The organism is Streptomyces sp. NBC_00988 (assembly GCF_045162645.1).
Taxonomy (GTDB): Bacteria; Actinomycetota; Actinomycetes; order Streptomycetales; family Streptomycetaceae; genus Streptomyces.
Map to the genome: position 1 here is coordinate 6,951,005 of NZ_CP108730.1, position 14,111 is coordinate 6,965,115.

Annotated in this window: 14 protein-coding genes; 8 read left to right on the plus strand and 6 right to left on the minus strand. The window is 68.7% G+C overall.

Annotation, left to right across the window (positions count from 1 at the left end; genetic code table 11):
* Window positions 1-15: 15 nt before the first annotated feature.
* Window positions 16-507, minus strand: coding sequence for an ATP-binding protein (locus tag OG496_RS31985; protein ID WP_390166408.1), 492 nt, complete (start codon window positions 505-507; stop codon window positions 16-18).
* Between the two features lie 374 nt (window positions 508-881).
* On the opposite strand from OG496_RS31985, the gene OG496_RS31990 reads away from it, so the two are divergent.
* The 6 genes from OG496_RS31990 (at window position 882) to OG496_RS32015 (ending at window position 6,478) form a co-directional block, all read left to right on the plus strand.
* Window positions 882-1,706: a helix-turn-helix transcriptional regulator gene (locus tag OG496_RS31990; protein ID WP_366497638.1), complete on the plus strand. Its 825-nt coding sequence runs from the start codon at window positions 882-884 to the stop codon at window positions 1,704-1,706.
* Window positions 1,707-1,824: 118 nt separating this feature from the next.
* Window positions 1,825-3,285 carry an aldehyde dehydrogenase family protein gene (locus OG496_RS31995; protein ID WP_366497575.1) on the plus strand — a complete coding sequence of 487 codons (1,461 nt, stop codon included), beginning with the start codon at window positions 1,825-1,827 and terminating at the stop codon, window positions 3,283-3,285.
* 114 nt (window positions 3,286-3,399) lie between these two features.
* A complete protein-coding gene (locus tag OG496_RS32000; protein ID WP_405973399.1) occupies window positions 3,400-3,945 on the plus strand; it encodes a DinB family protein in 546 nt (181 codons plus the stop codon).
* A 24-nt stretch (window positions 3,946-3,969) separates the two neighbouring features.
* Window positions 3,970-4,611: a PadR family transcriptional regulator gene (locus OG496_RS32005; RefSeq protein ID WP_405973400.1), complete on the plus strand. Its 642-nt coding sequence runs from the start codon at window positions 3,970-3,972 to the stop codon at window positions 4,609-4,611.
* 74 nt (window positions 4,612-4,685) lie between these two features.
* Window positions 4,686-5,720: an ATP-binding cassette domain-containing protein gene (locus tag OG496_RS32010; protein ID WP_405973401.1), complete on the plus strand. Its 1,035-nt coding sequence runs from the start codon at window positions 4,686-4,688 to the stop codon at window positions 5,718-5,720.
* Entirely contained in the window at window positions 5,717-6,478 is a 762-nt protein-coding gene (locus tag OG496_RS32015; protein ID WP_405973402.1) for an ABC transporter permease, read from the plus strand. The genes OG496_RS32010 and OG496_RS32015 overlap by 4 nt, the downstream gene beginning before the upstream one ends.
* A gap of 232 nt (window positions 6,479-6,710) precedes the next feature.
* Here the strand turns inward: OG496_RS32015 and OG496_RS32020 are convergent, their stop codons facing one another.
* Complete coding sequence (locus tag OG496_RS32020) at window positions 6,711-8,117, minus strand: glutamate decarboxylase (protein ID WP_366497581.1); 1,407 nt, start codon at window positions 8,115-8,117, stop codon at window positions 6,711-6,713.
* A gap of 38 nt (window positions 8,118-8,155) precedes the next feature.
* Window positions 8,156-9,439: an ion channel protein gene (locus tag OG496_RS32025; RefSeq protein WP_405973403.1), complete on the minus strand. Its 1,284-nt coding sequence runs from the start codon at window positions 9,437-9,439 to the stop codon at window positions 8,156-8,158.
* Between the two features lie 125 nt (window positions 9,440-9,564).
* On the opposite strand from OG496_RS32025, the gene OG496_RS32030 reads away from it, so the two are divergent.
* Window positions 9,565-10,347, plus strand: a complete 783-nt coding sequence (locus OG496_RS32030) for a MerR family transcriptional regulator (protein WP_405973404.1) — start codon at window positions 9,565-9,567, stop codon at window positions 10,345-10,347.
* Window positions 10,348-10,368: 21 nt separating this feature from the next.
* Here the strand turns inward: OG496_RS32030 and OG496_RS32035 are convergent, their stop codons facing one another.
* Window positions 10,369-10,734, minus strand: coding sequence for a YbjQ family protein (locus tag OG496_RS32035; RefSeq protein WP_363101818.1), 366 nt, complete (start codon window positions 10,732-10,734; stop codon window positions 10,369-10,371).
* Between the two features lie 144 nt (window positions 10,735-10,878).
* Between OG496_RS32035 and OG496_RS32040 the strand changes: the two genes are divergently transcribed.
* On the plus strand, window positions 10,879-11,811 hold the full coding sequence (locus OG496_RS32040) for a DedA family protein (protein ID WP_405976752.1): 933 nt from the start codon (window positions 10,879-10,881) through the stop codon (window positions 11,809-11,811).
* A gap of 15 nt (window positions 11,812-11,826) precedes the next feature.
* On the opposite strand, the gene OG496_RS32045 is transcribed toward OG496_RS32040, so the two are convergent.
* Both OG496_RS32045 and OG496_RS32050 read right to left on the minus strand, forming a co-directional pair.
* Window positions 11,827-13,482, minus strand: a complete 1,656-nt coding sequence (locus OG496_RS32045; protein WP_405973405.1) for a threonine/serine exporter ThrE family protein — start codon at window positions 13,480-13,482, stop codon at window positions 11,827-11,829.
* A 105-nt stretch (window positions 13,483-13,587) separates the two neighbouring features.
* Window positions 13,588-14,079, minus strand: a complete 492-nt coding sequence (locus OG496_RS32050; protein WP_019070224.1) for an inorganic diphosphatase — start codon at window positions 14,077-14,079, stop codon at window positions 13,588-13,590.
* Window positions 14,080-14,111 lie beyond the last annotated feature (32 nt).

Consider the following 14,111-nt stretch of genomic DNA (forward strand, 5'->3'; position numbering starts at 1 on the left):
AAGGGCCGCGGTTCCTCACGCGTTGTTCTGTGCGGGGTCGCCCTGGAGCCGGAACAGCGCCCAGACCACCTTGCCGCTGAGCGTGCCCGCCAGCGGGTGCCAGCCCCAGCCGTCGGCGAACGAGTCGACGAGGAACAGGCCGCGGCCCGACTCCGCCGAGAAGTCCTCCGACTCGCAGGCGATGGGACTGTCGTGACTGGGGTCGCGCACGGCGCACACCAGCCGCTCGGTCCAGCGCATCAGGTGCAGCCGCACGGGCGGGTTCTGCTCCGGGACGCGCGGGGTGTTCGCCGGCAGGGCGTGCCGCAGTGCGTTGGTGACCAGTTCGGAGACGACCAGACAGACGTCGTCGAAGCGGTCGCCTATGTCCCACTGGTCGAGCGTGCGGCGGGTGAACTGCCGTGCCTCGCGCACCGCTTCGTAGCGGGCGGCCAGAGCACACGACGCGGCGCTGGACACGGCCGAGGGGTCCAGCGGCGGAAGGCCCTGCCGTAACGGCTCGAGCATGGTCGATCCATTCGTCCCCATGCGAGGCACTCCCGGGAATTCGCGGTCGTTGCGATGCAGCGGTGGCGCGAGACCATGGTTTCGGATGCGTACAGCAGATGCAAGGGCAGATGCACGTGCAGCTGACCGAATTGGACCCTCCCGTACCGCTTGTTGGCCATTTTTTCCGCCAACTTCGCGCCGATCTCGGCCCCGCACCTTGCTTCTTCCTGACGTCTTCCTGACAACTTCCTGTGAACGGGCGTCCCTTCTTTCCATTTCTGTAACCGAACGAGTACTGCTCGAAGTGTTTTAGTGGCAGACTGCGGCCCCTGAAGAGGTTGGGGAGGCTGGCGAACGTGAGCGCGGGAGAGCCCGGATCGGTGGTGCGGCGGATGCTGCTCGGCTCGCAACTCAGGCGACTGCGGGAAGCACGTGGGATCACCCGAGAGGCGGCGGGGTACTCGATCCGCGCTTCCGAATCCAAGATCAGTCGCATGGAGCTGGGGCGAGTGAGCTTCAAGACCCGGGACGTAGAGGACCTCTTGACGCTGTACGGCATCACGGACGAGGCGGAGCGCATCTCACTCCTCTCCCTCGCGAAGGAGGCCAACGTAGCGGGCTGGTGGCACAGTTACTCGGACGTCCTGCCCAGTTGGTTCCCCACCTATGTGGGACTGGAGGGCGCCGCCACCCTCATCCGCGTCTACGAGGTGCAGTTCGTCCACGGACTGCTGCAGACCGAGGCCTACGCCCGCGCGGTCGTCCGGCGTGGCATGAAGGGCGCGAGCGCGGCGGACGTGGAGCGGCGCGTGGCGCTGCGGCTTGAGCGGCAGAAGTACCTGGTGAACGAGAACGCGCCGGACTTCCACATCGTCCTGGACGAGGCAGCCCTGCGCCGCCCGTACGGCGACCGCGAGGTGATGCGCGGTCAGTTGCAGCATCTGATCGAGGTCTCCGAACACCCCAACGTCCGCCTCCAGGTGATGCCGTTCGGCTTCGGCGGTCACGCGGGTGAGTCCGGTGCCTTCACGATCCTGTCGTTCCCCGAGTCCGACCTCTCGGACGTCGTCTACCTGGAACAGCTCACCAGCGCGCTCTACTTGGACAAGTCCGAGGACGTGACCCAGTACGAGAAGGCGCTGAAGGAGCTCCAGCAGGACAGTCCGGGCCCGGACGAGAGCCGGGATCTTCTTCGGGGACTGCTCCAACTCTCTTGAAACACAAGTACGATGACGTGTGATCAGACCGTGATGATCGTGATGGATCGCCCGGTCTGCTGTTGATCGTGTCTGCAACTGATCGTGTCTGCTGACGATTGAGCGATTGAGGGATCACATGTCGTCCTACTTCACCGACCTGGCTCAGCAGTACATCGACGGTGAGTGGCGCCCGGGTACCGGCTCCTGGGACATCATCGACTTCAACCCGTACGACGGCGAGAAGCTCGCGTCGATCACCATAGCCACGGTCGACGAGGTCGACGAGGCGTACAAGGCGGCCGCCCGCGCCCAGAAGACATGGGCCGCGACCAACCCCTACGCCCGCCGCGCGGTGTTCGAGAAGGCCCTGCGGATCATCGAGGACCGCGAGCAGGAGATCTCCGAGGTGATCGTCGCCGAACTCGGCGGCACCTTCCTGAAGGCCGGCTTCGAGCTGCACCTCGTCAAGGAGTTCCTGCGCGAGGCCATCCACCTCGCGCTGCGCCCCCAGGGCCGGATCATCCCCTCGCCGGTCGACGGCAAGGAGAACCGCGTCTACACCGTCCCGGTGGGCGTGGTCGGCGTGATCAGCCCCTTCAACTTCCCGCTCCTGCTCTCCCTCAAGTCGGTAGCCCCCGCACTGGCGTTGGGCAACGGCGTGGTCCTCAAGCCGCACCAGAACACCCCGATCGTCGGCGGCTCCCTGGTCGCGAAGATCTTCGAGGACGCGGGCCTGCCGGGCGGCCTCCTCAACGTCGTCATCACGGACATCGCGGAGATCGGCGACGCGTTCATCGAGCACCCGATCCCGAAGGTCATCTCCTTCACCGGTTCGGACAAGGTCGGCCGCCACGTCGCGACCGTCTGCGCCTCGCAGTTCAAGCGCTCGGTGCTCGAACTCGGCGGCAACAGCGCGATCGTGGTCCTCGACGACGCCGACATCGACTACGCGGTCGACGCGGCGGTCTTCAGCCGCTACGTCCACCAGGGCCAGGTCTGCATGGCCGCGAACCGGGTCCTGGTCGACCGGTCGATCGCCGACGAGTTCACCGAGAAGTTCGTCACCAAGGTCAAGTCCCTCAAGGTCGGCGACCCGCGCGACCCGCAGACGGTCATCGGCCCGGTCATCAACTCCCAGCAGGCGGACGCCCTTTCGGGTGTCGTCGAGCAGGCGATCGCCGAGGGCGCGACGGCTCTGGTCCACGGCACGACCACCGACAACCTGGTCGCCCCGTCGGTCCTCACCGGCCTCCCCGCCGACTCGGACCTCCTGCGCCAAGAGGTCTTCGGCCCGGTCGCCTTCCTCATCCCCTTCGACGGCGAGGAGGAGGCCGTGAGCATCGTCAACGACACGCCGTACGGCCTGAGCGGCGCCGTCCACACCGGTGACATCGAGCGCGGCGTGAACTTCGCCAAGCAGATCGACACGGGCATGTTCCACGTCAACGACGGCACCGTCCACGACGAGCCGATCGTCCCCTTCGGCGGCGAGAAGGCCTCGGGCCTGGGCCGTCTCAACGGCGAGTCGATGCTGGACGCGTTCACCAGCCTGAAGTGGATCTCGGTGCAGCACGGGCGGAGCGGGTTCCCGTTCTAGACAGGTGCTTCCGGCGGGCCATTGAGGACAGAACCTGACCTCGATGGCCCGTAGCTTCGCCGGTGTCGGGCAGGGGGACGGACTCCCTGCCGGCGCCGACGAAAGGCGAAGGCCATGGTCACGCACGTACCCGCAGAGGCGCAGGGCGACGAGCGCGGGGCGCTGCTCGCGTTCATCGAGGAGCAGCGGGGCGGCATCCGCAGGGCGTTGCTCGGACTGACCGAGGAACAGGCCGCGAGCAAGCCGAGCGCGAGCGAACTCTCCCTCTCCGGGCTGCTCAAGCACTGCGCCGAGGTCGAGCAGGGCTGGATCGCGCGGTCGAAGCAGGAGCCGCCGGCGGTTCAGCGGGACGAGACCAACTGGCACGAGACCTTCCAGCTGGTCGACGGCGAGACCGTCGCGTCGCAACTCGCGTACTGGGAGAAGGTCGCCGCCGAGACCGAGGCGTACATCCGCTCGGCGCCCAGCCTCGACGACACCTTCCCGCTGCCGGACCAGCCCTGGTTCCCCAAGGGGAGTGTCTCCGTGCGGTGGGTGTGCCTGCACCTGATCCGCGAGACCGCCCGGCACGCCGGCCACGCCGACATCATCCGCGAGTCCCTGGACGGCGCCACGGCCTTCGAACTGGTCGCGAAGGAGCAGGGCAGCAGCTGGGCCTGACCCGCCTGGTTCTACGCTGGCCTCATGTCAGCGATCCGTCTCCTCGTGCTCGGCGCGGTGCGCCAGCACGGGCGGGCCCACGGCTACCAGGTGCGCAACGACCTCGAATACTGGGGCGCGCACGAGTGGTCCAACGCCAAGCCCGGCTCGATCTACCACGCGCTCAAGCAGCTGGCCAAGCAGGGCCTTCTGCACGCCCACGAGATCGCGCCGTCCACGGTCGGCGGGCCGCCCCGCACGGAGTACGAGATCACCGACCGGGGCGCCGAGGAGTACTTCCGGCTGCTGCGCGAGGCGCTGACGTCCTACGACCAGCAGATGGACGTCAAGTCCGCCGCGATCGGCTTCATCGTGGACCTGCCGAGGACCGAAGCGGTGGCGCTGCTCAAGGAGCGCACCCAGGGCATCGACCAGTGGCGGGCCTCGGTCACCGAGAACTACATCCCCGAGGACGGGCCCGAACAGCTGGGCCACATCGGCGAGATCATGAACCTCTGGATCCACACGGCCGACGCGGAGGCCGCGTGGACCCAGGGGCTGATCGAGCGCATCGAGGGCGGGGCGTACACCTTCGCGGGGGAGGGTGCGCCGTTCGTCGGTGTCCTGAGGGACGACGAGGAGAACCCGTACGCGACGGGGGAGCGGCATCCCGGGGACGCCAGCTAATCAAGTTTGACTAACGAGCTGTGTGGCGTTACTTTCGTGCGTGTAGTCAAGTTTGACTAGCGAAGGGGTGCCCAGTGGCCGACGCGGCGATCATCGTCGAGGACGCGCGCAAGACGTACGGCGAGAAGAAGGGCCGGAAGGCTCAGGGGGCTGAGGAGGGAGACGGCTCCAAGGGGGTCAAGAAGGCGTTGGACGGGCTCGATCTGCGGGTCGCTCGCGGCACCGTGCACGGGGTGCTCGGGCCCAACGGTGCGGGCAAGACCACTCTGGTCCGTGTCCTGTCCACCCTGTTGCGGCCCGACTCGGGGCGTGTCGAGGTCGCCGGGTACGACGTGCTGACCGAGGCCCGTGCGGTCCGCTTCCGTATCGGGCTGCTCGGTCAACACGCGGCCCTGGACGAGGAGTTGGGCGGTCGGCAGAACCTGGAGATGTTCGGCCGTCTCCACCACCTCGGCGCCGGCCAGGCGCGTGTGCGTGCCGAGGAGCTTCTGGAGCGCTTCGATCTCGCCGGCACCGGTCGTAAGCCGGTTCGCGCCTACAGCGGCGGCATGCGTCGGCGGCTGGATCTCGCCGCCTCGCTCGTCACCGCACCCGAGATCCTCTTCCTGGACGAGCCGACCACCGGCCTCGATCCGCGCGGCAGGGCCGAGGTGTGGACGGCGGTCCGTTCCCTGGTCGGGGGTGGTACGACGGTTCTGCTCACCACGCAGTACCTGGAGGAGGCCGATCAACTCGCCGATCGGGTCTCGGTGGTTGACCGGGGGCGGGTCATCGCCGACGGCACCCCGGACGAGCTGAAGTCCCGCACCGGCGGCGACCGTATCGACGTCGTCCTGCGCGACGCGGGCCAACTGGGCGCCGCCGTCGCCCTGTTGCCCCTTCCCGCCGCCGACGTACGAGTCGACGCCGACCGTCGGCTGCTCAGCGCGCCGGTCACTGACCGCATGTCGGCGCTCTCCGGAGTCGTACGGGCGCTGGAGGAGGGCGGGATCGACGCCGAGGACGTGGCGCTGCGGCGGCCCACTCTGGATGAGGTGTTCCTGCACCTCACGGGAGACGGTGACGGGGCGGGCGCGGACCGCCGTACGAACGTGAAGGAGGCCGTGTGAGTGCCTACGCTCTGACCGATTCCTGGACCATGACCCGGCGTGAACTCGCCCACTGGGCGCGGCAGCCCGTGCAGGTCGTGGTGAGTCTGGTTTTCCCGGTGATGCTGCTGTTGATGTTCGGGTATCTGATCGGCGGTGGGCGGGCCGTCGAAGGTGACTACGTCGACTACCTGGTTCCCGGGATGCTCGCGCTGACCATGGCCTTCGGGCTGGAGGGCACGATGGTCGCCGTCACGCAGGACCTCAACAAGGGGGTGATCGACCGGTTCCGGTCGATGCCGATGGCCGACGGGGCGGTTCTGGTGGGGCGTTCGGCCGCGGACATGCTGCAGTCGGCTATCGGGCTGGCCGTGCTCATCGTCGTCGGGCTCGGTCTCGGTTGGCGTCCGCATGCCGGGCCGGGGCAATTCCTGGGCGCCGTAGGGCTGTTGCTGCTTTTTCGGTTCGCCATGTTGTGGGTCGGGATCTATCTGGCGCTGGTGGCGGGGCGGCCGGAGATGGTGCAGGCCGTGCAGATCCTGGTGTGGCCGGTCGGATTTCTGTCCAACGCGCTGGCTACCCCGGCTGCGATGCCCGACTGGCTGGGCGCGGTCGTTCAGTGGAATCCGATGTCTCAGACCGCGACGGCCGTGCGTGAGCTTTTCGGTGGTCCCGGTGGCGAGTCGGGGCACGTCTGGGCCGCCGTCGGCTGGCCGTTGGGCTTGCTGGTCGTGTTCTTTCCGCTGGCGGTACGGCGGTTCCGGGGGCTTGGGGGCTGAATCGTCGGGTGCGGGTGCGTGGGTGGTTCGCCGGGATTCCGTCGTGGGTCGGTGCCGCGTCGGGGGTCTCCGTCCTCGGATCGGCGCGGGGACGTTTCTCAAGAGCGCGGCGGTGTTGAGCGCCGACCGCTGCGGGCGGACACCCCCCGACACATCACCTTCTCGCCGTACGCGGCCTGCGGGCCGTACCGCCCGAGCGGGGAGCGGTACGGCCCGGCTGTCGGCCTGTGGCTCAGTGGTGGAAGCCCGTTGCCGCTCCCTTGTCGCGGGTGAACGGGTGGGGCTGGCGGCGTAGTTCGGGGAGGAGGCGGGTCAGGTCGTCCAGGAACAGTTCGGCGAGGTCGGCCGAGAAGCCGTTGCGGCAGACGACCCGGAGGACCGAGAGGTCCTCGCGGTTCGCCGGGAAGGTGTACGCCGGGACCAGCCAGCCGTGTTCGCGCAGGCGGCGGGAGACGTCGAACACGTCGTACGTCGTGATGTCCGGGGCGGTGGTGAAGGCGAAGACCGGCAACTCGTCGCCCCGGGTGAGCAGTTTGAAGTCGCCGAGCGCCTCGATGCGGTCGGCGAGACCTCGGGCCACGTCGCGGGTGGACTGTTGGACCGCGCGGTAGCCCTCGTGGCCCAGGCGCAGGAACGTGTAGTACTGGGCGACTACTTGGGCGCCGGGGCGGGAGAAGTTGAGGGCGAAGGTGGGCATGTCGCCGCCCAAGTAGTTGACGCGGAAGACGAGTTCCTCCGGGAGGGCCTCCTTGTCGCGCCACAGGGCCCAGCCGACGCCCGGGTAGACCAGGCCGTACTTGTGCCCCGAGGTGTTGATCGAGGCCACGCGCGGGAGGCGGAAGTCCCAGATCAGGTCCGGGTCCAGGAAGGGCGCGACCATGGCGCCGGACGCGCCGTCCACGTGGACCGGGATGTCGAGGCCTGTGCGCTCCTGGAGCACGTCGAGGGCGGCGCACAGGTCGGCGATCGGCTCGTAGGAACCGTCGAAGGTCGAGCCGAGGATGCCGACCACGCCGATCGTGTTCTCGTCGCACAGCTCGGCGGCGGCCTGGGGGTCGAGGTGGAACCGGTCGCCTTCCATGGGGACTTGGCGCGCCTCGACCTCCCAGAAGTTGCAGAACTTCTCCCAGCAGACCTGGACGTTGACACCCATCACCAGGTTCGGGCGGGCGGCCGGGTAGCGGTCCTTGTTGCGCTGCGTCCAGCGGCGTTTGAGGGCCATCCCCGCGAGCATGCAGGCCTCGCTCGAACCTGTTGTCGAACAGCCCACCGCGGCTGACGGGTCCGGTGCGTTCCACAGGTCGGCGAGCATGGCCACGCAGCGCTTCTCCAGCTCCGCGGTGCGTGGGTACTCGTCCTTGTCGATCATGTTCTTGTCCCGGCACTCCGCCATCAGGACGCCGGCTTCCGGCTCCATCCAGGTGGTGACGAAAGTCGCCAGGTTCAGGCGGGAGTTGCCGTCCAGCATCAGCTCGTCGTGCACGAGCTGAGCCGCCGTCATCGGGGGCAACGGCGCGTCCGGGAGCCGGTGCTTGGGCGGGGCCTCGGTCATGCCGCCGACCGGATTGGCCTCCCCGTAGAAGGGGTTCACGGACATGGGGCGCTCGGCGGGCTGGTCGGGACCTTGGTGCAACGGCATGGCGTGCCTCCGATAAGGATCAAAAGAACCAACGGGTACTAGCGAACCGGAGTTCCGTCCGCGCGCAACTGCATCTGCGGTCTCCCGGTCACCAGCAGCCAGGCCGGCAGCGAGCCGATGCACAACAGGGCTAGGACGGCGGGGGAGGCCACCAGGATCGCGGCCGTGAAGAGGCTCACCCAGCCCTGTCGGGTGATCGCCAGGAGCATGCCCAGGACGCCCGCGGCGACCGCGAGCGCCGGGTCCACGGCGGGCACGACCGCGTGGGCGAAGAGGCCGAACGCGACACCGATGAAGACGGAAGGGAAGATCCGGCCGCCCCGGAAGCCGCAGGACGCGGCGACCAGCAGTGCCGCCAGTTTCACGACGGTCATCGTCGCGAACTGTCCCGCCGACCAGCCCTCGGGATCGGCCGCGAGCTCCCCGACCTCGTCCAGCCCCTTGAAGAGCGTCAGATGGCCGCCCACGGCCGCCAGAAGGCCCAGGACCAGCCCGCCGGCCGGCAGCGCCAGCATGGGGTGCTTGAGCCGGGAGAAGGCGCCATGGGCGTACGGGAAGAGGTAGACGGCCACCATGCCGAGCGCGGCTGCCAGCGGCGGCAGCACCAGGACGGTCAGCAGATCGCCCCAGCCGGGCCTGCCGAACGCGGGCAGGTGCAGGTCGAAGGTCGGATGGGCCACCAGGGTGGTCGTCATGGCACCCGCTCCGGCCGCCGCCAGCGGCGCGAACACGTTGTCCCACAGCGCGCCCTTGGTCTGCCGCGCGGCCAGCGCCTCCGAGATGAGCAGCGCCGCCGCGACCGGCGTGCCGAACAGCGCCCCGATCGTCGCCGACTCGGCCAGCGCCCCCCACGCCCCGCCCGGCACCCGCGGCGCCAGCCTGCGCCCCGCCCACAGCGCGAGCCCCACGTTCACGGCGATGATCGGGTTCTCGGGACCCAGGCTCGGCCCGCCCGCGAGCATCAGCGCGGTCGCCAGGACGAGCCCCGGCAACACCATGGGCGGCAGCGGTACGGCCTCCAGGCCGGTGGTCGCCGGATCGGGACCGGCGTGACCGGGGACCTTCCACACCACCAGCCCGACCACGATCCCGGTGGCCGTCAGCATGACGAGCATCCAGAACACCGAGTAGCGGCCGACGCCCAGGGCGTCCGGCAGGTTCTTCCAGAGCACGTGCTGAAGCTGCTCGGCCGCCTCGCTGACCCCGATGAAGAGCAGACTCGCGAGCACGCCCACGACCAGAGCGGGGACGATCAACGGCAGCAGGGTGCGCGCCGGAGTCGTAGGGGCAACGGGTGCCTGCTGCGCGCTGTCCTGGGCCACGGGCTCACCATAAGCGGGCAAAACGGACCCAACATCTTGAGATCGCGGGACAGGGGAGTGCGGGGCTTGCACCTCACGTGGCGTGAGGCCTCAGCGTGGAGCGCGGACAGAAGAAGGGAGCGGAAGTGAGCTACTCCGTAGGACAGGACTCCTACTCCGTAGGGCAGGTCGCCGGATTCGCCGGGGTCACCGTGCGCACGCTGCACCACTACGACGACATCGGCCTGCTCGTCCCGAGCGAGCGCAGCCGCGCGGGTCACCGGCGCTACGGCGACGCCGACCTCGACCGGCTCCAACAGATCCTGTTCTACCGGGAACTCGGCTTCCCCCTCGACGAGGTCGCGGCCCTGCTCGACGACCCGGAGACGGACCCGCGCGCACATCTGCGCCGTCAGCACGAGCTGCTGACCGCCCGGATCGAGAAGCTGCAGAAGATGGCCGAGGCCGTGGAACACGCCATGGAGGCACGCACGATGGGCATCAACCTCACCCCCGAGGAACGCTTCGAGGTCTTCGGCGACAAGGACCCCGAGCAGTACGCCGAAGAGGCCGAACAGCGCTGGGGCGGCACCGAGGCCTACGCCGAGTCGCAGCGCAGGGCCGCCCGCTACACGAAGGCCGACTGGAAGCGTCTCCAGGCGGAGGTCGACGCCTGGAGCGAGCGGTACGCCACCCTGGTGACCGCCGGCGAACTCCCCACCGCCGACGCGGCGACGGCCCTCGCCGAGGAACACCGCCTGCACATCGACCGCTGGTTCTACGCGTGCTCCTACGAGATGCACTCCTGCCTCGCCGAGATGTACGTCTCCGACGAGCGCTTCAAAGCGTTCTACGACGCGATGGCCCCGGGCCTGGCCGAGCACCTGAAGGACGCGATCCTGGCGAACGCGTCCCGGCACACCTCCTAGGGACCCGGCCCGGGGGAACCGCTACTCCCGGGCCAGGACCACCGCCGTCCCGTAGGCGCACACCTCGGTGCCCACGTCCGCCGCCTCGGTCACGTCGAAGCGGAACGCCAGGACGCCGTTGGCCCCACGCGCGCGTGCCTGCTCGATGAGCCGCTCCATGGCCTGGTTGCGGGTCTGCACGAGGGTCTTGGTGAGCCCCTTCAGTTCACCGCCGACCATCGACTTCAGACCGGCGCCGATCTGGCTGCCGAGATGCCGTGAGCGCACGGTCAGCCCGAAGACCTCGCCGATCACCTGCTCGACCCGGTAGCCGGGGATGTCGTTCGTCGTCACGACCAGTACGTCGGCCTGCGGCCCCTGGCCGCCGCCGTATTCGTCGATACCCATGGCTCACAGCTTTGTCCTATGGGGTGCACAGTGCATCCTGGAGTCACCGGTGGAACCTGGGGCGGACACATCGCGTTGATAGCTTTGTGCGGCTGTACCTGGACGCTGGCACCTCCCTCCACCCCTCAGGAGCCCGGAACCGTGATGACGCTCGCCCTCGGCCCGAGCTGGCTCGATCCGAACACCATGCTCGACCGGTTCGGAATCTGGGGCCTCCTGCTCGTGGTCTTCGCGGAGTCCGGCCTGCTCATCGGGTTCTTCCTGCCGGGTGACTCCCTGCTGTTCACCTGCGGCCTGCTGATCACCGCGGGCACGCTCGACTTCCCGCTGTGGGCGGCCGTCGCGCTGATCTGCGTCGCCGCGATCCTCGGCGACCAGGCGGGCTACGTCTTCGGCAAGAAGGTCGGCCCCTCGCTCTTCAGCCGCCCGGACTCACGCCTCTTCAAGCAGGAGAACGTGGTCAAGGCGCACGAGTTCTTCGAGAAGTACGGCCCCAAGTCCCTGGTCCTGGCCCGCTTCGTGCCCATCGTGCGCACGTTCACGCCGATCATCGCCGGCGTCAGCGGCATGAAGTACCGCTCGTTCCTCACGTTCAACATCATCGGCGGCGTCCTGTGGGGCGCGGGCGTCACCCTGCTCGGCTCCTGGCTCGGCAACATCGACTTCGTCCACAAGAACATCGAAGCGATCCTCATCCTGATCGTCTTCGTGTCGGTCGTCCCGATCATCATCGAGTTCCTCCGCGCCCGCTCCAAGGCCAAGAAGAACCCCCAGGACCCGCAGGAACAGCCCGGCGACCCGGCCGCGACCCAGCCGTTCCCGGTGATCATGGACGACTCGACGACGCAGCTCCGCCGCATCGACGAGCCCCAGCAGCAGCCCCAGCCCCAGCAGAACAACGGCTACGACCAGTACTACGCCCAGCCCCAACAGCAGCAGCCGTACCCCCAGCAGACGTACCAGCCGCAGCAACAGCCGTACGGCAACGAGCAGTACGGCAACCAGCAGTACCCCCCGTACGACAACCAGGGCCAGGGGCAGGGGTATTCACAGAACGGCGGCTATCCCCAGGGCTGACTTCTCGGGCGTAGGTCAGAACCCCCTGGTCCGCTTGGCAGCCCGCCGCGCCCCCGCGGAAGCCCCCGGAATCCGCAGGAACAACCGCGAGATCTCCGACCCCAGATTGACCCCGATCGCGATGGCCATGGCGAGAGACGCCGCCGTGGCCAAGGACACCAGCCCCTTGTCGACCTCGTTCTGCGCGATCGCCAACAGCCCGAAGTAGGTGGCGGAACCGGGCAACAGGGGCCCGATCGCCGCGGTCGTGTAGGGCAACGCCGACGCGAACCGGTACCGCGACAGCAACTGCCCGAACAGCCCGACCAACCCCGCCGCAACAGCCGTAGAGGCAACCGGCGAGATCCTCGCGACGAAGTGCATCGCCCCGTAGACCGACCAGGCGACACCCCCGTTGAGGGACACCAGGAGCACGGTGGATCGTTCCTGCTGCAACAGCACCGCGAAGGTCAGCGACAGCAGGACGGACGCGCCGATCTGCCACAGCGGCCGGTCGGAATTGCCGAGAGCCACGTCCGGGTTGAGCTGCGCGCCGAGCTTCACGCCGAAGTACAGGACGATCAGGACACCGGCCACGATGCCGACGAAGAAGTACATGACCTCCAGGAGCCGGGCCGCCGCGGTGATGTAGAAGCCGGTCAGTCCGTCCTGTACGCCCGCCACCAGCGCCCGCCCGGGCAGCAGGGCGAACAGCCCACCGGTGATGACCGCGGAGGCCTTCACATCGACGTTGGCGACCGTGAGGGCGACCCCTATCGCGGCGGGCGGCATCGCGGCGACCGTGAACTGGTAGAACTCCGGCAGCCCGCGCCCCGCGCACAGCCACGCCAGCCGGTCCCCGAGCATCGCGCCGAGCGCGGCGGCGAAGAACACGATGACGTCACCGCCGACGAGCACGGAGGCGGCGCCCGCGAGCAGCCCGCTGGCGGAGGTCAGCACCCAGCCGGGGTACGGGTGCCGGTTGCGCCGCATCTCCGCGAGCCGCCGGTAGGCGTCCTCCAGGGAGAGCGCGGTCTCCGGGTCGCTGAGGTCCTGGACCAGCCGGAACACGGCCGCGAGCCGCGTGTAGTCGGTGCCCCGGCGCCGTACGGTCCGGGACGCGGTCACCGGATCGTCGACCAGGGAGGGCTGATAAGAGATCGACAGCAGAGTGAAGGTGACGGTCGGCTCGCAGCGGTCGAGGCCGTAGGAGCGGCAGACCGCGAACATCGCCGCCTCGACGTCCTCGGCGCCCTCGCCGCCCGCGAGCAGCAACTCGCCGATGCGGAGCGTCAGATCGAGCACGCGCGGTACGGCGGGACCGCTGTCGTCCGGCTTCTGCACCGGCTCCGGCGCGGGCCGCTCGGCCACCGGCATCCGCAGCATCGTGCGCATCCGGTCCTGCCAGGGCACGTCCTTGGTGAGGCTGACGACGGGAATCCCGGTCGGCGGCGTGAACGCGGGCGGCGCCTTGCGCGCGCTGTACAGGCTGGGCGGACTGAACGCCGACCCCTCGGAGTCCTCGGCGGCCGGCGCGGGCGTCACGTCCAGCCCGCTCGGAACGGCGAACTCGGACGTCGTGGACGACTCCCCGTCAGCTGCCGCCACGACCGCCGCCTCGACGCCCGCCGGAGCCGTGAAGGCACTCCTGGCCTCGTCCGACTGCGGCTTGCGGTCCTCGGCTTCCGTCACTCCGTAGCACTCCCTGTACGACACCTCCAGTGATCCTCAGTATGCGCACAGACATGGAAACGGGCCGCACGCGTGTGCGTGCGGCCCGTTTCCATGTCTGAGGGCTCAGTGGCCGCCCTGCTCCTTGAGTCGCTTGTACGAACGCTCGATCTCCGCCTCGGCGTCCGTACGGCCCACCCAGTTGGCGCCCTCGACCGACTTGCCGGGCTCCAGGTCCTTGTAGACCTCGAAGAAGTGCTGGATCTCCAGGCGGTCGAACTCCGACACGTGGTGGATGTCACGCAGGTGCTCCACGCGCGGGTCGGACGCCGGGACGCACAGCAGCTTGTCGTCGCCGCCGGCCTCGTCGGTCATCCGGAACATGCCGATCGCGCGGCACTTGATGAGGCAGCCGGGGAAAGTCGGCTCCTCCAGGATGACCAGCGCGTCCAGCGGGTCGCCGTCCTCGCCGAGAGTGTTCTCGACGAAGCCGTAGTCGGCCGGGTAACTGGTCGAGGTGAAGAGTCGACGGTCCAGGCGGATCCGACCGGTCTCGTGGTCCACCTCGTACTTGTTCCGCGAACCCTTCGGGATCTCGATCGTGACGTCGAACTCCACCGGTGGCTCCTCCATGATCAGCACATAGTTCT

Excerpts from the sequence above, each read along its gene's own strand:
- OG496_RS31995 (WP_366497575.1), top strand. The coding sequence starts at position 1,825 with ATGTCGTCCTACTTCACCGACCTGGCTCAGCAGTACATCGACGGTGAG.
- OG496_RS32000 (WP_405973399.1), top strand. The coding sequence starts at position 3,400 with ATGGTCACGCACGTACCCGCAGAGGCGCAGGGCGACGAGCGCGGGGCG.
- OG496_RS31990 (WP_366497638.1), top strand. The coding sequence starts at position 882 with ATGCTGCTCGGCTCGCAACTCAGGCGACTGCGGGAAGCACGTGGGATC.
- OG496_RS32020 (WP_366497581.1), bottom strand. The coding sequence starts at position 8,117 with ATGCCGTTGCACCAAGGTCCCGACCAGCCCGCCGAGCGCCCCATGTCC.
- OG496_RS32005 (WP_405973400.1), top strand. The coding sequence starts at position 3,970 with ATGTCAGCGATCCGTCTCCTCGTGCTCGGCGCGGTGCGCCAGCACGGG.
- OG496_RS32035 (WP_363101818.1), bottom strand. The coding sequence starts at position 10,734 with ATGGGTATCGACGAATACGGCGGCGGCCAGGGGCCGCAGGCCGACGTA.
- OG496_RS32040 (WP_405976752.1), top strand. The coding sequence starts at position 10,879 with ATGACGCTCGCCCTCGGCCCGAGCTGGCTCGATCCGAACACCATGCTC.
- OG496_RS31985 (WP_390166408.1), bottom strand. The coding sequence starts at position 507 with ATGCTCGAGCCGTTACGGCAGGGCCTTCCGCCGCTGGACCCCTCGGCC.